This is a genomic window from Pseudomonas sp. R32, assembly GCF_009866705.1.
Lineage (GTDB): Bacteria > Pseudomonadota > Gammaproteobacteria > Pseudomonadales > Pseudomonadaceae > Aquipseudomonas > Aquipseudomonas donghuensis.
Window position 1 is genome coordinate 3,462,663 of record NZ_CP019396.1, and the last position, 21,084, is coordinate 3,483,746.

A 21,084-nucleotide genomic window follows, 5' to 3' on the forward strand; every position below is an offset into this window, starting at 1 on the left:
TCGCGGGTCAAGCCCGCTCCCACAAAGAACCTCTTTACCCCGGACCTGTGGGAGCCGGCCTTGCCGGCGATCGAGCGCGCAGCGGTCGCAATTCAGGCAACACTGATGTGCTGGCTGGACCGGCCTCATCGCTGGCAAGCCAGCTCCCACAATGGATCGCTGTACGCCAAACCTGTGGGAGCCGGACTTGCCGGCGATCGAGCGCGAAGCGTTCGTAATCCAAGCAACACTGATGTGCTGGCTGTACCGGCCTCATCGCTGGCAAGCCAGCTCCCACAATGAACCTCTGTACGCCAAACCTGTGGGAGCCGGTCTTGCCGGCGATCGAGCGCGCAGCGGTCGCAAGTCAGGCAACACTGAAGTACTGACTGGGCCGGCCTCATCGCTGGCAAGCCAGCTCCCACAATCGATCGCTGTACGCCGGACCCGCGATGAGCCGATCACTGCACCGCGCCACTCCCCCAGCCCAGCGCCTTGTACAGCGCAATCGCATTCAGGTACGAAGCGGTCTCTGCCTCTGCCACTTCACGCTTGATCAAGAAGAACGCGCGCTGGTTTTCCAGCACCGCCATGTAGGTACCCGCCCCTCGCCGATAGCGCTTGGAGGCGATGTCGATGGCATCGGCGCCATGCGCCGCCGATTGCATCAACGCACCAAGGCGGGTCTGGTTGCGCGCCAGGCGCGTGACGGCGTTTTCCACTTCTTCGCGGGCCAGCAACAGTGACTGCTCATAGCGCGCCTGCGCCCCTTGCGCTTGCGCCTGCGCAGCACGCAAGCGAGCCTTGGCGTTACCCAGGCGCAACGCCGGCCAGGTGACTGTCGGCGCCAGCTCATAAGCGCGCGCGGCACTGCCCAGGTCGCCACTGCGCAAGGCGAAGAAGCCGATAAACCCGCCCAGGTCCAGGCGCGGGTACAGCTCGGCGGTGGCCACGCCAACGTCTTCGCTGCTGGCTGCCAGTTGCCGCTCGGCACTGGCAACATCCGGGCGGTTGTTGATCAGCGCGTTGACATCGCCCAAGGGCAGTTGTCGCGCCAGCGGTGGCAGAAAGCGTGCTTGCCCTGGCGCCTCGGCAAGGCCCGGCGCGCGCCCGGTGAGCACATCGAGGCGGTACCCGGCCTCCTGGATCGATGCCTGCAATGGCGGCACCGCCGCTTCGCTGAGCAGCAGATTGGCATGGGCGTTCTGCTCGTCCTCGTACTGACCGCTGCCGGCACGCACCTGGGCACTGGTGAGTTTCAGGGTTTCGCGCCAGGCCTCGACCTGGGCCTGCGCCACTTCCAGGCTGCGGTGCAAACCCTGCTGCTGGTAGTAGGCGCGGGCGACTTCGGCGGCGATGCTCAGGCGCATCTGTTCAAGGTCGGCGCGCGCCGCCTCCGAGCGCGCCTCGGCAGCGGCGGTCAGGCGTTGCAAGCGGCCGAACAGGTCGATCTCCCATTGCACGTCAAACCCTGCGCGATAACTGCGCGAGAACATGCGCTGCGGGTCGCTGCCATCGGCCGGTTGCTGCTGCTCAAGGCTCTGGCTGAAGCCGCTGCGTGCGGTAACGCCCGGGTACTGGTCCAGGCGCCGGTCATCGAACAGCGCCCGCGCCGCCAGCAGGTTGGCCTGGGCCTGGCGGATATCGTGGTTGTGCTGGAGCGCGGTGTCGACCAGGCGGTTCAGCTGCGGGTCCTCAAAGAACGACCACCACTGCGCCGGCAGTTGCGCCTGCTGGGCGAACTGCTGCTGTTGCGGCGTGCTCAAGGGGATGGGCGCAGGGGTTGCCTTTGCATAGTCGGGGCCGACCTTGCAGCCCGCCAGGGCCAGGCTCGAAATCACACAGGCCAGGGCCAGGTTCACTCTGTTCATCCTTCGCTCCTCAGCGCATCAGCCAGGGACACCGCACGCGGTGTACTCGCGGCGATTGCGTGTTTGCGCGCCAGCAGGCTGTACACCGTGGGCAGCACGAACAGGGTGAACAAGGTGCCGATCAACATCCCGCAGACAATCACCAACCCCAGGCCAAAGCGGCTGTTGGCACCGGCACCGGAGGCGAACAGCAAAGGGATCAGGCCGACCACCATGGCCGCGGTGGTCATCAGGATCGGCCGCAGGCGAATCTGCGCCGCCTTGCTGATCGCCGCCGCGCGGTCGAGCTGCTCGTGTTCCTGCAGGGTGTTGGCGAATTCGACCATGAGGATACCGTGCTTGCTGATCAGGCCGATCAAGGTCACCAGGCCGATCTGGGTGTAGATGTTCACCGTCGCATAGCCCAGCGCCAGCGGGATCAACGCACCACTGATCGACAGCGGCACGGTGATCAGAATGATCAGCGGGTCGACCAGGCTCTCATACTGCGCCGCCAGCACCAGGTAGATGACGATCACCGCGGCCAGGAACGCCAGCATCAGCGCACTGCCCTCCTGGGTGTACTGGCGTGCATCCGATTGCCAGTCGTAGCTGAAGCCGGCCGGCAGCGACGCTGCCACCTGATCGAGAAATGCCACCGCATCACCCAGGGTCACTCCGGCCGCCGGGATGCCCTGGAAGGTGGCGGCGTTCTGCTGGTTGAACTGGGTCAGCTTGTTCGGCTCGACCTGCTCGGACACCTGCACCACGGTCGACAATGGCACCAACGTGCCGTCTTCGCTGCGCACGTACTGGCGGGTCAGGGTTTGCGCGGTCAGGCGCTGGCTACGCGGGCTCTGGGCGATGACATCGTAGGAACGCCCTTCAAGGCCGAAGCGGTTCAAGTAGTTCTCGCCCACCAGCACCGCCAACGACTCGCCGATGTCCTGCATGCGAATGCCCAAGCTGTTGGCCTTGGCCCGATCGACGCGCACCTGAACCACCGGGTTGTTGTAGTCCAGGTCGCTGTCGACCACGGCGAACAAGCCGCTGTCCCGGGCCTTTTGCTTGATCTCCTGCATGGTCTGGTACAGCACCTGGTAGTCCTGGGAGCTGCGCAGCACCAGTTGCACCGGCAAGCCGCCGGTGGAACCCGGCAAGGCCGGCAACTGGAAGGCGAAGATGCTGGTGCCTTCGACATCGTTGACCGCCGCCTGCAGGTCGACCTGAATCTGCGAGGCGGTACGCTCGCGCTCGTCCCACAGCGACAGGTTGATACCGCCGATGCCCGAGGCGAGGCCGTCGCTGCCGTTGATGATCCAGGTGCTGACCGTTTCTGGCAGACGCTTGTAGACCTGGTCGAGCTTGTCGGCGAAGCGCTCGACGTATTCGAGGTTGGCGTGCTGCGGTGCCTTGATCGCGGTCAGCAGCCCGGCCTGGTCTTCGGTCGGCGCCAGCTCGCGCTGAGGCAGGCCGTACAGCCAGGGCAAACTGAGCAGCACCAGCAAGGCAAACCCGGCGCTCAGCCAGCGCCGCGCCAGGGAGAATTCCAGCGCCCGGCTGTAGCGTCTGGCCAGGGCGTCGAAAAAACGGTTGGCGGCATGGGCCATGCGCCCTTCGGATTGCTTGGCCTGCAACAGGAACGAGCTCATCACCGGCGACAGGGTCAAGGCGACCACACCGGACACCACCACCGCTCCGGCCAGGGTCAGGGCGAACTCGCGAAACAACGCACCGGTCAAGCCGCCCATCATGCCGATCGGTGCATACACCGCAGCCAGGGTGATGGTCATGGCGATCACCGGCCCGGCCACTTCCCGCGCCCCCACCAGGGCCGCGGCCACCGGGGTCTTGCCCTCTTCGATATGACGGTGGACGTTCTCGACCACGACGATGGCATCGTCCACCACCAGGCCGACGGCGAGGACCATGGCCAGCAAGGTCAACAGGTTGAGGCTGAAGCCGAACATCAGCATCAGCGCCGCCGCACCGAGCATCGACAACGGAATGGTTACCACCGGGATCAGCACAGTGCGCAGCGACCCCAGGCACAGGTAGATGACGATGACCACGATCAGCAGCGCTTCGAGCAAGGTCTTGCTCACTTCGTCGATGGAGGCCTGGATGAAGCGCGCGGTTTCGAACGCAAGCTCGGCCTTGACGTCCGGCGGCAGGGTCTTGCGGATGTCCGGCAGCACCTTGCGGATGCCGTCGACGATCACCAGCGGGTTGCCGCCGGGGGTCGGGAACAGGCCCAGGTGCACGGCGCGCACGCCGTCCATGGAGGCGCTGGTTTCCACCGAGGCGGCGCCCAGCTCGACAGTGCCGACATCCTTGATGCGCACCAGGCCATTGCCGTCGTTGCGGATCACCAGCTCGCGAAATTCGCCGACGCTGGTCAAGTCGGTATTGACGCGGATATTGGAGACCACGAACTGGCCTTTGACCTTGCCGGGCGCCGCCTGGTAGTTGTTGCGCCTGACCGCCTCGGCTACATCCGCGGCAGTCAGGCCGCGCGCGGCCAGGCGCGCCGGGTCGATCCACAGGCGCATCGACAGGGTCTGGCCGCCAAATACCTGGACCTTGGCCACACCGTCGATGGTGGTCAGGATCGGCTCGACCACCCGCGCCAGGTAGTCAGTCATCGCCGGGGTCGACAGGCTGTTGCTGGCAAAGCCGATATAGGCCACCGCCGTCGACTCGCCGGACGAGCGTTCGATCACCGGGTCATAGGCTTGCTCGGGCAGGCGAAAACGCACCTGGTTGACCTTGGCCATCACCTCGGTCAGCGCCTGGGTGGAGTCGCGGTTGAGCTCCATGCGCACAGTGACCAGGCTGCGGCCCTGCACCGAGGACGACGACAGGTAATCGATGCCCTCGACCGACGACACCGCCTGGGCAATCGGCTGGGTGACGAAGCCCTGCATCAGCTCGGCCGAGGCGCCGGGGTATTCGGTGGTGACGGTGATGGTCGAGCTCTCCAGCATCGGGTACTGGCGGATCGGTAGCTGGCGCAGGGAGAGGATGCCCAGCAGCAGGATGAGGATGCTGACCACCAGCGCCAGCACCGGCCGACGCACGAACAGATCGGTGAATTTCATCTAAGGGTCTCTGGGCAATCGGTCAGGAGCCGGACAGCGCCGGGGCTTGCAGGGTGTCTTCGGTGGCTTCGACCGCGACCCCGTCACTGAGCTTGAGCTGCCCGGAGGTCACCACCTGGTCGGCCTCCCGCAGCCCTTCAAGGATGATCACCCGGCCATCCTGGCGTTCGCCGATCTTCACCGGCACCCGCTGCACCACCAGCGCCTGCTGCTGCTCGTCATGGCGGGCAAGAAACACCGTGTCGCCGTAGGCGGTATAGGTCACCGCGGTTTCCGGCAGGCTGAGCACCTCGGCCACCTGCGGGTCGGCAACCTTGACGCTGGCATACATGCCGGCCTTGAGCAGCGCATCGGCGTTATCCAGGGTCGCCTGCACCTGTACCGTGCGCGAACGGTCGATCAGTGGGTCGATGGCACTGATGCGCGCCGCAAAGGTTCGCTCGGGATAGGCGTCGAGCAACACGTCGACCGCCTGCCCGGGCTTGAGGTGGATGCTCAACTGCTCGTCGAGGGAGAAGTTCACATACAGGGTGCGGGTGTCGATCAGGCTGACGATCGCATCGCCGACATTCAGGTACTGCCCCTGGTTGACCTTGCGAATGCCCAGCACGCCGTCGAATGGCGCGCGGATGGTCTTCTGCGCGATCACCGCCTCGGTGTGCGCCAGCTCGCCGCTGGCCATGTCGCGTGCGGCCAGGGCGTTGTCGAGCTGCTCCTGGGTGGCGGCGTTTTCCGCGACCAGGTCGCGCACCCGGCGGTGGTTGATCCGGGCGTTGTGCAGTTGCGCCTGCAGGCGAATGCGCTCGGCCTGCTCGGGGGCATCGTTGAGGGTCAGCAGTACGTCGCCACGGCGCACCTTCTGCCCGGAGACGAAGTTGATGCGTGTCACCCGCCCGCCGATTTCGGCCGAGACCAGCACCTGGCGCGCCGCCTCAAGCTCGCCGACCCCGGCGAAAAAACCATTGGCCGGACCGCGCTGCACGGTGCCCAGTGCCACCTTGACCAGCGTCCGCGGCGCCGGTGCCGAGGCCTGTGCGGTGTGCGCCTGTTGCCAGACCACCAGCACCGCCAGGGCGGCACCCGCCAGCAGCGTACCAAGCGCGAGATTCTTGCTGTTCATCCACCACTCCCTGTGAGGCTGGCCTCAGGCCCACTGCACGTTGAACACCACGAAGGCCAGCAAGGCCCAGAGCACCAGTACCAGATGGGTCAGTTGCAACCCCTCCTGGCGAATCCAGTAACCGAACCACAGGCCGCCTAGCAGCATGGCGAAGGTAAAACCGAGAAACGCGCTCAGCGCCAGGTTCAGCCAGGGCCGCGCCGCCTCAAGCCCCGCGCCGATCAGCAGGGCGTAGCTGCCGATCAGGGCAGTGGCTGCCGCCGCGACCTGCAGCACCAGCACGACCACCAGGGCGATTCGATGTGCAGCCGTGGAATGCAGGGCCCGGGACAACAGCGGGAAGTCGATGGTCGGTGCCTGGCGCAGCGGCGCCATCGCCATGGTCGCGCCGACCGCACCGAGAGAGGCGCGAAACGCCTGCAGGTTGTTGAGTACCGCGATGCAGAGCCAGAGGCTCAGGCCAATGGCCTGAACGGCCTGGAACAGCCAGAGGGAAGTATGCAAATCCATTTGTACGTCCGTGGTGGTTGAGCGCAATAACACAAGAAAACACTTGGATATTAGAGCCGTGCCTTCCAATGCACAACCCACAAGACGCTAACCACCCTGCGCCGAGCAAACATTGTCGGCGGTCATGCTTTGCCCTAATCGGCCAACCGGGCCAGCATTCGCTGGCGCAAGCGCGGGCCGAAAACGTTGACCAACAGCCCGGCCATCACCAGTAACGCACCCCAGCCTTGCAGCGGTGTCAGGCGCTCATCCAGCAGCAGCGCCGAGGAACTCAGGCCCACCACCGGCACCAGCAGCGAGAACGGCGCCACCTTGCCCGCCGGGTAACGCGACAGCAGGTGGCTCCACAGGCTGTAGCCCAGCATGGTGGCTACAAAAGCCAGGTACGCCAGCGACAAAATCGAGCTCCAGCCAATGCCGCGCAGCGAGCGTTCAATCAGCTCGGGACCTTCCAGCCACCAGGACAGGGCCAGGAACGGCAGCGGCGGCACCAGCCCACCCCAAATCACCAGAGCCACCAGATCGATGTTGCCGAAACGCCGGGTGATGATATTGCCCATGGCCCACATCGACGCGGCGCACAGGGTCAGCAGCAAGGCGAAAAACGGCACGCTGGCGCCGTTCTCGCTGCCGATCAGGGTCAGGCCGCCGGCGGCCACCAGCAAGCCCAGCACGCTGGCCGCGCGCAGCCGCTCGCCGAGAAAGATCGCGGCAAAAAACAGGGTGAAGAACGCCTGGGATTGCAGCACCAGCGACGCCAGGCCCGGCGGCATGCCGTTACCCATGGCCTCGAACAGAAAGGCGAACTGGCCCAGGGAAATGGTCGCGCCATAGGCGATCAGCCAGCGCCAGGGCAATTGCGGGCGCTTGACCAGCAGCACCGCCGGAAACGCCACCAGGGCAAAGCGCAAGGCCCCCAGCAACATCGGCGGCAGGCCATCGAGGCCAACCTTGATGACCACGAAGTTGACGCCCCAGGCGACGATCACCACCAGCGCCAACAGCAAGTCCTTTAATGGCATTGTTCCCTCACCGGCTTTGTAATATTTCGCAACAGCATAACCTTATGCCCGAAATCATCGCACCCACCTATCGCGACGGATGGGTGCATCAAAGCCGACACCTTCACTTGACCGTATTTGTATATACATGCTCATATCTGTTTCAGTCGCCCACTTGCGATCGACTGGCGACCCGACCGCGACAACACAACAATAGGCGGAGATCCCGAGCAATGACCCAGGCCAATGCCTCGCGCAGCAAGCCCCTGATCGAGCGCCGCTCGATCGACTACATCCCGGAAAACGAACGACACGGACGCCTGTACAGCCAGTTCACCCTGTGGCTGGGCGCCAACCTGCAGATCACCGCAATCGTCACCGGGGCCCTGGCCGTGGTGCTCGGCGGCGATGTGTTCTGGTCGCTGATCGGCCTGCTGCTCGGCCAACTGGTCGGCGGCGCGGTCATGGCCCTGCACGCCGCCCAGGGGCCGAAACTCGGCCTGCCGCAGATGATCTCCAGCCGCGTGCAGTTCGGCGTGTATGGCGCGGCCATCCCGATTGCCCTGGTGTGCCTGATGTACCTGGGCTTCACCGCCACCGGCACCGTGCTCTCGGGCCAGGCCATCGGCCAGTTGCTCAGCGTCAGCGACAGTGCCGGCATCCTGATCTTCGCCGGGGTCATCGTCCTCGCCACGGTGTTCGGCTACCGCATGATCCACTGGATCGGCCGGGTCGCCAGCGTGTTGGGGATCATCGCCTTCGTCTACCTGTTCAGCCGCATCATGGTCATCAGCGACATCGGCCAGCTCCTGGAAAACCGCCACTTCACCTGGGCCTCGTTCCTGCTCGCGGTGTCGCTGTCGGCGTCCTGGCAGATCTCCTTCGGCCCGTATGTCGCCGACTACTCGCGCTACCTGCCGAGCAACACCTCATCGTTCAAGACCTTCCTCGCCGCAGGCCTGGGTTCGGTGGTCGGCGCCCAGGCATCGATGGTGCTCGGGGTGTTCGCTGCGGCCATTGCCAACGGCCAGTTCTCCGGCCGTGAAGTGGCCTACATCGTCGGCCTGGGCGGTACCGGCGCGACCGCCGCGCTGCTGTACTTCAGCATCGCCTTCGGCAAGGTGACCATCTCCACCCTCAACTCCTACGGCAGCTTCATGTGCATCGCCACCATCATCAGTGGCTTTCGCGGGCACATCGAAGTGACGCGCCGCCAGCGTCTGTTCTTCGTCCTGGCCATTGTCGGTGCCTCGACCCTGATCGCCCTGCTCGGCCAGCATTCGTTCCTGGCGGCGTTCAAGTCGTTCATCCTGTTCCTGCTGACCTTCTTCGTCCCCTGGAGCGCGGTCAACCTGGTGGACTACTACTTCATCACCAAGGAACGCTACGACGTGCCGGCGCTGGCCGACCCCAACGGCCGCTACGGGCGCTGGAACCTGCCGGGCATCATCGTCTACACCGTCGGCGTGCTGGTGCAGATGCCGTTCATTTCCACCAAGCTCTACACCGGCCCGATGGTTGCCCACCTGGGCGGTGTCGACCTGTCGTGGATCATCGGCCTGGTGGTGCCGAGCGTGCTGTATTACTGCGTGGCACGCGGCAAGGCGGCGCAAGCGCCTAGCCACATGATCCTGCCGGAAGCGGCCAAAAGCTGAGCCGGCCGGAACCGCTGCCCACCGCCCGTCGGCGGGCAGCGACCATTTGGCAGCCCGGGCAATAACAACATATTTGTATGCTGTAACCGATCTGAGCAACAACGCCAAGGCCCTGGCCAAGTTCCTTGCCAGTGCCAACCCCTACCTGCCAGAAGCGACACTCAATACCCTGCTGGCAGCACATGCGCGAGCATATCCTCAGCCTTGCCGATGCCTTGACGGCGGCGCTGGTCAAGCAGTTCCCGGACAAGTTCTGAGCGAGGTCGACTGATGTTCGAAGGCCTTGGCCACACCCAACAGGCGTTGCTCACCGCCCTGCTCTATCGGGCTACGGACATGAGCATCGATGAGATGAAGGAAGTCGGCTACGAATCCCAGGTATTTTTCCGCTCCGGGGGCCCGGCGCAGATCATCGCCCACAACTGCGTGTTCCATCAGCTGGCCGAGGCTCACCCTGAAGTCTGTGAGCTCGACCTGGCGCTGATCGACAGCCTGGGTGGCGGGGATGTGCAGCACCTGGAATGCATGCTGCGTGGTGGTCAGGTGTGTCGCTTTCAGCTGGCGGGCAAGGCCTCATAGCTTGGCGATCGATACCTCGGTGGATTTGACGAAGGCAATCACTTCGCTGCCGACCCGCAGTTCCAGCTCGTGCACCGAGCGGGTGGTGATCACCGAGGTGACGATGCCTGCGGAGGTCTGCACATCGATTTCCGATACCACCGGGCCTTCGATGATCTCCTTGACCGTGCCTTTGAACTGATTGCGTACGTTGATCGCCTTGATGGTCATGCGCTGCTTCCTCGTCCTGGGGTGCACTGCCGCGCAGTGCTTGAGGTGCAGAGTGCGCCCGAACAGATAAAATTAAAAAGAATAAATACGTACAAATATAGAACTAAAAGAGATATGTAAATCGACATATCGAAAGTCCTATAAGTTATTTATTTTCAGTTTTTTAGATCCCTTAGCATCAGTGCCACCCTCATAGAGCAAGTGAGCGCAACCTTTGCACAGCACGCCATCGACCCCTCTGCAAATCGCGCGGGAACTGACCAATGAGTTCGCCCGCACCGCGGTCGAGCGCGACCGCCTGGGCGGTACGCCCAAGGCCGAACGCGATGCCATCCGCAGCAGCGGCCTGCTGGCCTTGAGTATCCCCCGCGACTTCGGCGGCCTGGGCGCCAGTTGGTCGCAAACCTTCGAGGTGGTACGTGAGTTCGCCCGGGTCGACAGCTCGCTGGCCCATGTGTTCGGCTTTCATCACCTGATGCTCGCCACCGTGCGCCTGTTCGCCACCCCGGCGCAGTGGCAGCCCTGGTTCGAACTGACCGCGCGCAAAAGCTGGTTCTGGGGCAATGCCCTCAACCCCCTGGACACCCGCACGGTGGTCAAGGACCGCGGTAGTTTTCGTGAATTCTCCGGCAAAAAAAGCTTCTGCTCCGGCGCCAGCGATTCAGAGATGCTCATCGCCTCGGCAATCGACGAGAACGCCGGCGGCAAGCTGTTGATCGCCGCGATTCCCAGTGGCCGCACCGGCATCACCTTGCACAACGACTGGCACAACATGGGCCAGCGCCAGACCGACAGCGGCAGCGCCACCTTCGAACGGGTACGGGTGGAAGAAAGCGACCTGCTGCTCAACCCCGGCCCCTTGAGCACACCGTTCGCCTGCCTGCGGCCGCTGATTGCCCAACTGCATTTCGCCACGATCTTCCTCGGCATCGCCGAAGGCGCCTTCGAGGAGGCCCGGCATTACGCCCTGCGCGAATCGCGGCCGTGGTTCAAGTCAGCGGCCGAACAGAGCAGCGCCGACCCTTATGTACTCAACCATTTCGGTGACTTCTGGGTGCGCCTGCAGGGTGCACGCCTGTTGGTCGAGCAGGCCGCCCAGGCGCTGGACCAGGCCTGGGCCAAGGGCGCGGCGCTGAGTGCCGAACAGCGCGGGCGCCTGGCGGTGACCATCGCCACCGCCAAGGTCGCCGCCAGCCGGGATGGCCTGGAGATCTGCAGCAAGGTCTTCGAGGTTACCGGCGCCCGTGCCACCCAGGCCTCGGTGGGCCTCGACCGGCACTGGCGCAACCTGCGCACGCAAAGCCTGCACGACCCGCTCGACTACAAGCTGCACGAACTCGGTGAATGGGCCCTGCGCGGGCAATTGCCGACTCCGACCTTCTACTCATAGTGTGACCGCCATGCAATTGTTGACCCTACCGCCCTCCCCGGCCCTGGCCACCTCGATCCGCGCCACGGCGCAGGTGTTCGAAGACCCCAAGTCGCGGGCCTTGCTGGCGCACCTGCAACGGGTCGCGCCAAGTGAAGCCAGCGTGCTGATCATCGGCGAGACCGGCACCGGCAAAGAGCTGGTGGCCCGGCACATCCACAACTTGAGCGGGCGGCGCGACAAGCCTTTCGTCGCGGTCAACTGCGGGGCGTTTTCCGAATCGCTGGTCGAGGCCGAGCTGTTCGGCCACGAAAAAGGCGCGTTCACCGGCGCCCTCGGTTCCAAGGCCGGCTGGTTCGAAGAGGCCAATGGCGGCACCTTGTTCCTGGATGAGATCGGCGACTTGCCGATGCCGATCCAGGTCAAGCTGCTGCGCGTGTTGCAGGAACGTGAAGTGGTGCGCCTGGGCTCGCGCAAGAGCATTCCCATCGATGTACGGGTGCTGGCGGCAACCAACGTGCAGTTGGAAAAAGCCATCAATGCCGGGCACTTTCGCGAAGACCTGTACTACCGCCTCGACGTGGTCAGCCTGGAACTGGTGCCACTGCGCGAGCGCCCGGGTGACATCCTGCCGCTGACCCGCCACTTCATCCAGGCCTACAGCCAGCGCCTGGGCTATGGCGACGTCAGCCTTAGCAGCGAGGCCGAAGCCAAGCTGTGCAGTTACGGTTGGCCGGGCAATATCCGCGAACTGGAAAACGTCATCCATCACACCTTGCTGATCTGCCGCGACGGGGTGATCCGCCAGGACGACCTGCGCCTGTCGAACATGCGCATCGAGCGCGCCGACGACAGCCCTGGCCCCGATGATTCGGCTGAAGGGCTGCTGCAGCGGGCGTTCCAGAAGCTGTTCGAGCAGCCCGCGGGTGCCTTGCACGAGAAGGTCGAGGATGCGCTGTTGCGCGCGGCGTATCGGTTCAGTCATTACAACCAGGTGCATACGGCGAACTTGTTGGGTTTGAGCCGCAATGTCACCCGCACGCGCCTGATCAAGATGGGCGAGCTGGCGGTGAACCGCAGGCAGCCTGCGGGGAGTACCCAGGGTGAGCGGGTACTGAATTTGTCTATCTAATGACCTCATCGCGGGCCCTGCACCAATCCTGTGGGAGCGGGCTCGACCCGCGATCGAGTGCGAAGCGCTCGCAATCCAGACACCACCTGATGTATTGGCTGGACTGGCCCCATCGCTGGCAAGCCAGCTCCCACAGGTACTGCACCTATTTCATGACCACAGCCAATCCTGTGGGAGCCGGACTTGCCGGCGATCGAGCGCGCAGCGGTCGTAATCCAGACGCCGCATGATGTGCTGGCTGGACTGGCCCCATCGCTGGCAAGCCAGCTCCCACAGGTACTGCACCTATTTCATGACCACAGCCAGTCCTGTGGGAGCCGGGCTTGCCGGCGATCGAGCGCGCAGCGGTCGTAATCCAGACGCCGCATGATGTGCTGGCTGGACTGGCCCCATCGCTGGCAAGCCAGCTCCCACAGGTACTGCACCTATTTCATGACCACAGCCAATCCTGTGGGAGCCGGGCTTGCCGGCGATCGAGCGTGCAGCGGTCGTAATCCAGACGCCGCATGATGTGCTGGCTGGACTGGCCCCATCGCTGGCAAGCCAGCTCCCACAGGTACTGCACCTATTTCATGACCACAGCCAATCCTGTGGGAGCCGGACTTGCCGGCGATCGAGCGCGCAGCGGTCGCAGTCCAGGCGAAAAAAGGTCAGCGGTAGATCTCACTTCCCGCATCCGGCGCCAGTTTACGAAACACCAGCGCCGAGGCCATGCACGCCAGCGCACACACGCCAATCACCAGGGCAATATCCGCCACCGCCACCTGCTGCTCGCCCTTCACGCTCATCAGCACGCTCAGCAGCGAAGCCGCCACGCCCACCGACACGCTCATGGCCAACTGCACCGTCGCCGCCGACAAACTGCTGGCCCGACTGTGCAGTTCGGCAGGGACATCGGCATAGGTCAAGCCGCCCATGGCGCTGAACTGCAAGGAGCGGATCAGGCCGCTGGCGAACAGGATCAAGACCACCAGCCAGTACGGCGTGTCGAGGTTGAAACTGGCGCAGGCGCCCAGGCTCACGCCGGTAAACAACGCATTGACGCTCAAGGTGCGGCGAAAGCCAAAGCGGCGCACGATGCGCACCGCCAGCAGCTTGACCACAAAGGCGCCGACGCCACCGGTAAAGGTCAGCAAGCCGGCATGCAAGGGGCTCAGGCCAAAACACAGCTGGAACAACAGCACCATCAAGAACGGCTGCGCCGCCGTGCCCAGGCGAAACAGGTTGCCGCCCCAGAAACTCAAGGCAAAGCTGCGCACGCGCAACGGCGCAAAGTCCAGCAGCGGCTGGGCGCAGTGGCGCGCATGGCGCACATACAGCAGCGCCGCCAACAGCCCGAGCAGCAACAGCAGCAGCACCCAATGCCGCGCCAGCAAGCCATGGCCCAAGGCTTCGAAGCCGAACACCAGTGACGCCAGGGCCACACTGGCCAGCAGCAAGCCACGCAGGTCCAGGCGTTGCCGGCTGTCGCCGGGGTAATCGGGAATATGCCGCAGCACCAGGTAAACCCCGAGCACGCCGATGGGCAGGTTGACCAGAAAGATCCATTGCCACGACAGCAGGGTCACCAGCAAACCGCCCAGGGGCGGCCCGAGCATCGGCCCCACCAGCGGTGGGATGGTCAGGTAGGACATATTGCCCAGCAGTTGCTCGCGCGGCGACCAGCGCAGCAGGATCATCAACCCCACCGGCACCATCATCGCCCCCGCCGCGCCCTGGCACAGGCGTGCCAGGCATAGCTGCAGCAACGAACCGGCCAGGGCGCAGGCCAGCGACGACAGGGTGAACAGAACGATGGCCAGGACGAACAGCCGCCGTGGCCCATAGCGGTCCGCCGCCCAGCCGCTGACCGGCACGGCCAAGGCGGCGGCGAGCAGGTACAGCGACACCACCAGGTTCATGCGCACGCTCGGCGCGCCGAATTCGCTGGCCATCTGCGGCAAGGCGGTCATCACCACGGTGGAGTCGATCAGCTCCATCAGCAGCGCACAGCCGATGATTATCGGTACTCGCCGTGATTGCCAGGTGCTGAGGCTCAGCAAAGGCGCCTGCACGCTGCCCAATTCAGAACAACCCCGAGGTCGGTGGCGGTGTGCCGGTCAGCTGCCAGGCGCCGACCGCCGCGGCCTTCCAGTGCCGAGGGTTATGGTTGGCGACCGTGCGCGCGTTGCGCCAGTGGCGGTCGAGGTTGTGGCTGCGGCCGGTGGTCGAGGCGCCGCCGACGTCAAACAGCAATTCGGCGGCCTTGAGCGCCGATTCGGCAGCAATGTACTGGGCCTGGGCAACGTCGATGGCGGCCTGGTCGACCTGTTGCGGGTCAAGGCCGGCGGCCCAGGCGCGGTCGATCGACGCCGCAGCGCGCAGCACCACGGCCTCGGCGGTAAAGGCGCGGGCAGCGATTTCACCAACGCTGAGCTGCACGTACGGGTCATCCATCGAGCGCGTGGCGCTGCTGTGCTTGATCGGCCGCGCGTGCTCACGGGCAAAGCGGCTGGCATCGTCCAGGGCATTGCGGGCGATGCCAGCCTGCACCGTGGCCAGAAACAACTGCAAGAACGGCGTGACGATGGTGCGCTTGCCCTCCTCCACGGTGCGCGTGCGAATCTCGTCGGCGTACACCAGCACATCGTTCAGGCGCGTGGTGCCGCTGGCCGTCAGGCGCTGGCCCATGGCGTCGAAATCGTCGAGCAATTCCAGGCCCTGGCGCTCGCGCGGCAGCACGAACGACACCGGCTGATCGTTTTCATCCAGGGCCACGGCGCTGACCCAGTCGGCGTACAGGGCGCCGGTGCTGTAGTACTTGCTGCCGCTGGCGCGGTAATGCTCACCCTCGCGCACGATGCGCGCGCTGATCGCGCCATTGGCGCCACCCACTTCCCAACCGGCATTGCCCAGCACCGCGCCTTGCAGGTAGCGGGCGAACCAGCGCTGGCGCTCGGCTTCGGCACCGTCGGCGGTCGAAGACAACAAGCCCTCGACAAAGCCGAAGCCCGGACGCAACGCCTGGGCAACGTTGGAGTCCACCGAAGCGATGCGCAGCAGCAGGCCGATCACATCGCTGACACTGCCACCCGGGCCGCCGTACGCCTGCGGAATACGGCAGGTGTAGAGCCCGGCCTGGGCAATCTGGCGGACCGCTTCATAGGGCAGCTGGCGCTCGCGTTCACGTTGCGCGGCGCCGGCGGCAATCAGCGCCAAGAGGTTTTCGGTATTGCCCTTGAGGTCGTCGAGGTTGCGCTGCTCAACACGGGGTACTGCGGATAAACCAGGCATGGACTTTCCTTGTGCGGATCAGGCGATCAGATCGCCAGGCGGAGAAATTCGAAACTGACTCGACGGCCGCTTTCCAGGTGCGGGATGGCATCGAGCAAGGCACGGGTATAGGGGTGTTGCGGACGGTCGAAGACATCGCGCACGGCGCCGCTTTCCACCGCCACGCCATCTTTCATCACCAGCACCTGGTCGCTGACATGGTTGATCACCCCCAGGTCGTGGGAGATGAACAGGCAGGCCAGGCCCAGGCGCTGCTTGAGGTCGTCGAGCAGCTCGAGAATCTGCGCCTGCACCGACACATCCAACGCCGACACTGGCTCGTCGCACACCAAAATCTGCGGCTGCGCGGCCAGGGCGCGGGCGATGGCGATGCGTTGCCGTTGGCCGCCAGACAGCTCGATCGGGCGGCGCTCCAGCAGGCTGGGGTCGAGGCGCACCAAGGTCAGCAGCTCGACGGCCTGCTGGCGCCACTGCGCGCGCAGGTGCCCGGCCACTTGCAGCGCCTCGAACAGCACGCGCTGCACGGTGTAGCGCGGGTCGAAGGAGCTCAGCGGGTCCTGGAACACCACCTGGATGCTGCGGCGCAGCTGGCGTTTCTCCTGGTCATCGAGGCGCAACCAGGGCCGGCCCTTGATCTGGATCTCGCCGCTGTCGGGGGTTTCCAGGCCGAGGATCATCCTGGTGAGGGTGGTCTTGCCCGAGCCCGACTCGCCGACGATGCCCAAGGTGCGGCCCTTGTGCAGTTGCAGCGAAACCTGGTCGACCACGGTGCGCCAGGTGCCGTCCGGGCCCTTGAAGGCCTTGCTCACCTGCTGCACCTGCAACAGCGGCGCGCTGCGTTCCACCACCGCAGGTGCGACCGCCGCCAATGCCGGCGCCTGCGGCCGGCGAAAATGCACGGCGGCGCCAGCCTTGAGCAGGTACTGGGTATAGGGGTGCTGCGGGTCTTGCAGCACCGCCTCGACACTGCCCTGCTCGACGATTACGCCGTTGTGCATCACCGCCACCCGGTTGGCCAAGCGCGAGACCACCGCCAGGTCATGGCTGACGATCAGCATCGCGGTACTGTCGCCACGCAGGGATTCGAGCAGGCTCAAGACCTGGGCCTGGACCGTGGCGTCCAGCGCCGTGGTCGGCTCATCGGCAATCAGCAGGCGCGGGTTGCAGGCGATGGCCGAGGCGATCAAGGCACGCTGACGCAAGCCGCCGGAAAGCTGCCAGGGGTATTGGCGGGCGCGCAGCTCAGGCTCCGGCACGCCGACCGCGCGCAGCAGTTCAAGCACGCGCGCCTGGCGCTGTGCGCGGTTCAGGTCGCTGTGCAACTGCAAGGGTTCGGCAATCTCCTTGCCGACCGGGCGCAGGGGGTCGAGCGAACCCAGGGCGTCCTGCATGACAAAACCGATCTGCGCACCGCGCACCCGGCGCCAGGCACGCTCGTCTAACTGACGCAGGTCCTGCCCGGCGAAGGCCAGGCGGCTGGCCTGCAGCTGCGCATGGGCACCGGTGAGCCCGGCCAGGGTGCGCGAAGTGACGCTCTTGCCCGAGCCGGACTCGCCCACCAGCGCCAGGCATTCGCCCTGCTGCAGGCTGAAGCTGATGCCCTTGAGCACCGGCACGCCCTGGCCGAAGCGCACCTGCAGGTCGCTGACCTCAATCAGCGGCGCGGGGTGTTGGATAACAGCATTCATAGGCGTTTACCTTCGTTGCGGCGCAGCAGTTCGCGGCCGATGGCGGTGATCGAGACTACGGTGAGGGTGATGGCCAGTGCCGGCCAGGCCACCAGCCACCAGGCGTTGGCCAGGTAGTTGCGGCCGATGGCGAGCATGCCGCCCCACTCCGGCTCTGGCGGTGGCGCGCCAAAGCCGAGAAAACTCAAGGCGGCACCGGCGACGATGGTGCTGCCGATGCCGATGGTGGCGAGTATCAAGATCGGCTTGATCGCATTGGGCAGCACATGCCGCCAGATCACCTGACGCCGAGGCAGGCCGAGGGTGGTGGCCGCCTCGACATAGCCGGCATTGCGCACCACCAGGGTTTGCGCACGCACCAGGCGCGCATAACGCGGCACGCTGGCGATACCCACGGCGATGATGGTGTTGAGCGCGCCCTGGCCAAAAAAGGTGATGATCACCAGTGCCAGCAGCAGGTCGGGAAAGGCCAGCAGCACATCGACCAGGCGCATCACCACGCCGTCGACCAGCCGGGGCCCGAGCCCGGCCAGCAAGCCCAGCACGGTGCCGAGCAACAACCCCAGGGCCGTGGCGCTCAGGCCCAGCACCAGCGACGGGCGCACGGCATGCACCAGCCGCGCGAGGATGTCGCGGCCGTTCTCGTCAGTGCCCAGCCAGTGCAGGCTGCTCGGTGGCTGGAATGCCTGGCGGGCGCTGGCCTCGAGCGGGTCGGCGGACACCAGCCAACCTGGCTGCAGCGCCGCCAGCACCAGCAGCGCGACAAACAGCGCGGCCAGTACCAGCCCCGGGCGCAGGGCCAACTGTCGAGGCCTGACGAAGCGCGCCTGGGCCTGGATCAGGCCGTTGGCCGGCAGCACCGCCGCCGTTGAATTGATCGGCGCCATCGGGCACCTCCTTGGGCTGAACGTTAAAGGGCAGGATTGCGGCTCTGCCGGTGGCCAGGCTCACACCGCTTCGGCGGCGCGCTGGTACTGGCTGGCCGGGTACGGCAGGCCGAGGTGGTCGCGCAGGGTGCTGCCCTGGTATTCGTGGCGGAACACCCCGCGCTTTTGCAGCAGCGGCACCACCTCGTCGACGAACACCTCGACACCCGAGGGGAACATGTCCGGCATGATGTTGAAGCCGTCGGCGGCACCGGCGCGAAACCAGTGTTCGAGGGTGTCGGCGACCTGTTCCGGGGTGCCGACGATCAGCCGGTGGCCGACCAGGATGCGCCGCGACAGCTCACGGAGGGTCAGGTGCTCGCGCCGCGCCAGGTTCAACTGGGCTTCGAGAAAACCGTGGGAGCCGCGCTCGAATTCCGCCACCGGGCCGATCCGCTCCCAGGGCAAGGGCGCATCCAGTTCCAGCTCGTTGACCGCAAGACCCACCCGCGCCGCCACCTGATTGATCAGCCCCTCTTCGCCGTACCAGGCATTGAGTTCGTCGAAGCGCGCCTGGGCCTCGGCCTCGCTGCTGCCAATCACCGTCGACAACCCCGGCATGATTTTCAGGTGCTCGGGGTTGCGCCCCCACTGGCGGGCGCGCTGCTTCATTTCCTGGTAAAAGGCCTGGCCGTCGACCAGGGTGGTCTGGGTGGTGAAGATCGCATCGGCATAGCGCGAGCCGAGGGCCTTGCCACCTTCGGAGGACCCGGCCTGGACCAGCACCGGCCGGCCCTGGGGCGAGCGCGGCAGGTTCAGCGGGCCCTTGACCGAAAAGTGCTCGCCGACAAAGTCGATCGCATGCACCTTGGCCGGGTCGGCAAAGCGCCCACGGTGGGCGTCGCCAATCACCGCGTCATCTTCCCAGCTGTCCCACAACTTGAGGGTGACGTCGATGAACTCATCGGCACGGGCGTAACGGTCAACATGGCGCGGCGCGCCGGCCAGGCCGAAGTTCTGCGCCGCCGCGTCGCCGGCATTGGTGACCACGTTCCAGGCCGCGCGGCCGCCGCTGATATGGTCCAGCGAGCTGAAACGCCGGGCCAGGTTATAGGGGTCGTTGTAAGTGCTCGAGGCGGTGGCGATCACGCCGATGTGGCGGGTGGCCAGGGCCACGGCGGTGAGCAGCACGGTCGGCTCCAGGCGCCCGGCCGGGTGCTCGGCAATATCGCCCAGCAGCGCCGGGCCGTCGGCGAGGAAAATCGCATCGAGCTTACCGCGTTCGGCGATGCGCGCGATGTTGCTGTAGTACTGGTGGTCGAGGTAGGCATTGGCCGGCACCTCGGCCTGGCGCCAGGCGCCGGCGTGGGCGCCGAAACCGAGGATGTTCATGCCGATGCTCATGTGTTGTGCGGGCTGGCTCATGGCAATTCCTTGAGTGGGGGTCAAACCGCGCTGGCTTCGTCGCGGGCGGCGTTGTCCTGTTCGTGCAACTGGCGCCAGGCGGCACCTGGGCTGACGCCATTGAGGTAGTAGTTGCCCAGCGCCCGCTCGCGGTAGATCGCCGGGTTGTGCGAGGCCAGGGTGCGGGCGTTGCGCCAATGCCGGTCGAGGCGCCGGGCCTGGCTGGTGGCCGAGGCGCCGCCGACTTCAAACAGCAAGGTGGTGGCTTCGAGCACCTGCTCCAGCACCACCTGCTGGGCCTGGTAGGTGCGGATATCGGCCTCGACGTAGTGGTCTTCGCCGACCGTGCCGTCGAGCTCGGCTTCGTGCACCGTCTGCAGCACCTGGGCAACATCCAGCACCAGGGCTTGGGCGGCATAGGCCAGGCTCGACAGGCGGCCGATCACCCGCTGCACCAGCGGGTCGTCCTTGGGGCTGGACTGGCCAGGCACGCCAAAGGCGCGGGTGCGGCCCTGGACGAAGTCGACGGCATCCCGCTGCACCGCACGGGCAATACCGGCCAGGGTCGCCAGGTGGTACAGCTGGTAAAAGGCTGACAAGTAGGACTCAGCGCGCAGCTCGCCGGGCTTGAAGCGGCGCAACACCTGCGCCGGCGGCACCGCGACCGCGGCAAAGCGGGTGGTGCCGCTGCCGCTCAGGCGCTGGCCGAAACCGTCCCAGTCATCCTCAAGGCTGACCCCCGGCGCCGTGGTCGAAACCACTACGCTGACAAAATCTTCGTCGAGCATGGCCACCGCCGCCACCCAGTCGGCATAGATGGCGCCGGTGCAGTAGTACTTCTCGCCTTCTAGCAACCAGCCAGCGTGCGGCGCCTGCGGGTCGGCAGCCGTGAGCCGCACCGAATTGCCGGTGGTGTCGGTACGTTCGGCCATGGCCGCACCCCACAACTGCCCCGCCGCCACCTTGGTCAGCCAGTGGCGTTGCGAAGCGACGTCAGCGCTGGCCAACCGGCCTTCGACAAAACCGAAGTGGGCGCGGAAGATCTGCGGCAGGTTGGAATCGGCCTCGGCGAGCTCGATCAACAGACGAAACAGCACCGGCAGGCTGACCTGCGCACCGTTCAACGCCTGGGGCACGCGCAGGGCGCCGAAGCCCGCCTCGCGCAGCCAGGCCACCGGCTCATGGGCCAGTGTGCGCTGCTGCTCGCGGTCTACCGCGCCTTCGGCGATGCGGGCAAAAACCGCGGCAAAACGCGCCTGCAGGTGGGCATAGTCCTGGCTTGCGGGGTTCGCGGCCAGGGGTGTTGGCAACTCATGGGCACTCATGGCTGGTCCTTGAAATGCGGGT

General features: G+C 65.6%; 16 protein-coding genes and 1 pseudogene. 5 read left to right on the plus strand and 12 right to left on the minus strand.

The genetic code is table 11. The features are described from left to right. Positions 1 to 440: 440 nt before the first annotated feature. The 5 genes from PspR32_RS16135 to PspR32_RS16155 form a co-directional block, all read right to left on the minus strand. Positions 441 to 1,850, minus strand: coding sequence for an efflux transporter outer membrane subunit (locus PspR32_RS16135; protein ID WP_159388873.1), 1,410 nt, complete (start codon positions 1,848 to 1,850; stop codon positions 441 to 443). Next, positions 1,847 to 4,930 (minus strand): MexW/MexI family multidrug efflux RND transporter permease subunit, encoded by a 3,084-nt coding sequence (locus PspR32_RS16140; protein WP_010227082.1) that lies wholly within the window; start codon positions 4,928 to 4,930, stop codon positions 1,847 to 1,849. Before PspR32_RS16140 ends, PspR32_RS16135 begins: the two co-directional genes overlap by 4 nt. Positions 4,931 to 4,952: 22 nt before the next feature. After that, the gene (locus tag PspR32_RS16145; RefSeq protein ID WP_159388874.1) at positions 4,953 to 6,050 is read right to left on the minus strand and encodes an efflux RND transporter periplasmic adaptor subunit; all 1,098 of its coding nucleotides are present in this window, start codon (positions 6,048 to 6,050) and stop codon (positions 4,953 to 4,955) included. A gap of 24 nt (positions 6,051 to 6,074) precedes the next feature. Continuing rightward, positions 6,075 to 6,560, minus strand: a complete 486-nt coding sequence (locus PspR32_RS16150; protein ID WP_036996206.1) for a DUF2165 family protein — start codon at positions 6,558 to 6,560, stop codon at positions 6,075 to 6,077. A 134-nt stretch (positions 6,561 to 6,694) separates the two neighbouring features. Then, positions 6,695 to 7,582, minus strand: a complete 888-nt coding sequence (locus PspR32_RS16155) for an EamA family transporter (protein ID WP_036996208.1) — start codon at positions 7,580 to 7,582, stop codon at positions 6,695 to 6,697. Positions 7,583 to 7,794: 212 nt separating this feature from the next. Here PspR32_RS16155 and PspR32_RS16160 point away from each other — a divergent pair, with 212 nt between their 5' ends. The 3 genes and pseudogenes from PspR32_RS16160 to PspR32_RS16165 all read left to right on the plus strand — a co-directional run. Beyond that, a complete protein-coding gene (locus PspR32_RS16160) occupies positions 7,795 to 9,216 on the plus strand; it encodes a purine-cytosine permease family protein (protein WP_010227090.1) in 1,422 nt (473 codons plus the stop codon). A gap of 131 nt (positions 9,217 to 9,347) precedes the next feature. Beyond that, positions 9,348 to 9,473 carry a hypothetical protein gene (locus PspR32_RS26485; protein ID WP_257792416.1) on the plus strand — a complete coding sequence of 42 codons (126 nt, stop codon included), beginning with the start codon at positions 9,348 to 9,350 and terminating at the stop codon, positions 9,471 to 9,473. Between the two features lie 100 nt (positions 9,474 to 9,573). Continuing rightward, positions 9,574 to 9,795: pseudogene (locus tag PspR32_RS16165) on the plus strand (helix-turn-helix transcriptional regulator); the annotation flags it as partial. On the opposite strand, the gene PspR32_RS16170 reads toward PspR32_RS16165, so the two are convergent. Further along, positions 9,790 to 10,005 carry a TOBE domain-containing protein gene (locus PspR32_RS16170; protein WP_010227092.1) on the minus strand — a complete coding sequence of 72 codons (216 nt, stop codon included), beginning with the start codon at positions 10,003 to 10,005 and terminating at the stop codon, positions 9,790 to 9,792. The pseudogene PspR32_RS16165 and the gene PspR32_RS16170 overlap by 6 nt on opposite strands. 214 nt (positions 10,006 to 10,219) lie before the next feature. Here PspR32_RS16170 and PspR32_RS16175 point away from each other — a divergent pair, with 214 nt between their 5' ends. Together PspR32_RS16175 and PspR32_RS16180 are read left to right on the plus strand one after the other, a co-directional pair. Beyond that, positions 10,220 to 11,395: an acyl-CoA dehydrogenase family protein gene (locus PspR32_RS16175; RefSeq protein ID WP_010227093.1), complete on the plus strand. Its 1,176-nt coding sequence runs from the start codon at positions 10,220 to 10,222 to the stop codon at positions 11,393 to 11,395. A 10-nt stretch (positions 11,396 to 11,405) separates the two neighbouring features. Next, on the plus strand, positions 11,406 to 12,506 hold the full coding sequence (locus tag PspR32_RS16180) for a sigma-54 interaction domain-containing protein (protein ID WP_010227094.1): 1,101 nt from the start codon (positions 11,406 to 11,408) through the stop codon (positions 12,504 to 12,506). A gap of 650 nt (positions 12,507 to 13,156) precedes the next feature. Here PspR32_RS16180 and PspR32_RS16185 read toward each other — a convergent pair. From PspR32_RS16185 to PspR32_RS16210, 6 genes are read right to left on the minus strand one after another with little or no spacing between them, the layout of a single operon-like run. Then, positions 13,157 to 14,569 carry an MFS transporter gene (locus tag PspR32_RS16185; protein WP_159388875.1) on the minus strand — a complete coding sequence of 471 codons (1,413 nt, stop codon included), beginning with the start codon at positions 14,567 to 14,569 and terminating at the stop codon, positions 13,157 to 13,159. Position 14,570: 1 nt separating this feature from the next. After that, entirely contained in the window at positions 14,571 to 15,779 is a 1,209-nt protein-coding gene (locus PspR32_RS16190) for an acyl-CoA dehydrogenase family protein (RefSeq protein ID WP_159388876.1), read from the minus strand. Positions 15,780 to 15,805: 26 nt separating this feature from the next. After that, entirely contained in the window at positions 15,806 to 17,467 is a 1,662-nt protein-coding gene (locus tag PspR32_RS16195) for a dipeptide ABC transporter ATP-binding protein (protein WP_010222347.1), read from the minus strand. Then, entirely contained in the window at positions 17,464 to 18,354 is an 891-nt protein-coding gene (locus PspR32_RS16200) for an ABC transporter permease (protein ID WP_010222348.1), read from the minus strand. Before PspR32_RS16200 ends, PspR32_RS16195 begins: the two co-directional genes overlap by 4 nt. Before the next feature lie 60 nt (positions 18,355 to 18,414). After that, on the minus strand, positions 18,415 to 19,758 hold the full coding sequence (locus PspR32_RS16205; protein WP_159388877.1) for an LLM class flavin-dependent oxidoreductase: 1,344 nt from the start codon (positions 19,756 to 19,758) through the stop codon (positions 18,415 to 18,417). Between the two features lie 20 nt (positions 19,759 to 19,778). Next, positions 19,779 to 21,062 (minus strand): acyl-CoA dehydrogenase family protein, encoded by a 1,284-nt coding sequence (locus PspR32_RS16210; RefSeq protein ID WP_036996217.1) that lies wholly within the window; start codon positions 21,060 to 21,062, stop codon positions 19,779 to 19,781. Positions 21,063 to 21,084: the final 22 nt, after the last annotated feature.

Bases quoted from the DNA above. Each gene is read 5' to 3' on its own strand.
- PspR32_RS16135 (WP_159388873.1), bottom strand. From the start codon at position 1,850: ATGAACAGAGTGAACCTGGCCCTGGCCTGTGTGATTTCGAGCCTGGCC.
- PspR32_RS16140 (WP_010227082.1), bottom strand. From the start codon at position 4,930: ATGAAATTCACCGATCTGTTCGTGCGTCGGCCGGTGCTGGCGCTGGTG.
- PspR32_RS16145 (WP_159388874.1), bottom strand. From the start codon at position 6,050: ATGAACAGCAAGAATCTCGCGCTTGGTACGCTGCTGGCGGGTGCCGCC.
- PspR32_RS16150 (WP_036996206.1), bottom strand. From the start codon at position 6,560: ATGGATTTGCATACTTCCCTCTGGCTGTTCCAGGCCGTTCAGGCCATT.
- PspR32_RS16155 (WP_036996208.1), bottom strand. From the start codon at position 7,582: ATGCCATTAAAGGACTTGCTGTTGGCGCTGGTGGTGATCGTCGCCTGG.
- PspR32_RS16160 (WP_010227090.1), top strand. From the start codon at position 7,795: ATGACCCAGGCCAATGCCTCGCGCAGCAAGCCCCTGATCGAGCGCCGC.
- PspR32_RS16170 (WP_010227092.1), bottom strand. From the start codon at position 10,005: ATGACCATCAAGGCGATCAACGTACGCAATCAGTTCAAAGGCACGGTC.
- PspR32_RS16180 (WP_010227094.1), top strand. From the start codon at position 11,406: ATGCAATTGTTGACCCTACCGCCCTCCCCGGCCCTGGCCACCTCGATC.
- PspR32_RS16190 (WP_159388876.1), bottom strand. From the start codon at position 15,779: ATGCCTGGTTTATCCGCAGTACCCCGTGTTGAGCAGCGCAACCTCGAC.
- PspR32_RS16195 (WP_010222347.1), bottom strand. From the start codon at position 17,467: ATGAATGCTGTTATCCAACACCCCGCGCCGCTGATTGAGGTCAGCGAC.
- PspR32_RS16200 (WP_010222348.1), bottom strand. From the start codon at position 18,354: ATGGCGCCGATCAATTCAACGGCGGCGGTGCTGCCGGCCAACGGCCTG.
- PspR32_RS16205 (WP_159388877.1), bottom strand. From the start codon at position 19,758: ATGAGCCAGCCCGCACAACACATGAGCATCGGCATGAACATCCTCGGT.
- PspR32_RS16210 (WP_036996217.1), bottom strand. From the start codon at position 21,062: ATGAGTGCCCATGAGTTGCCAACACCCCTGGCCGCGAACCCCGCAAGC.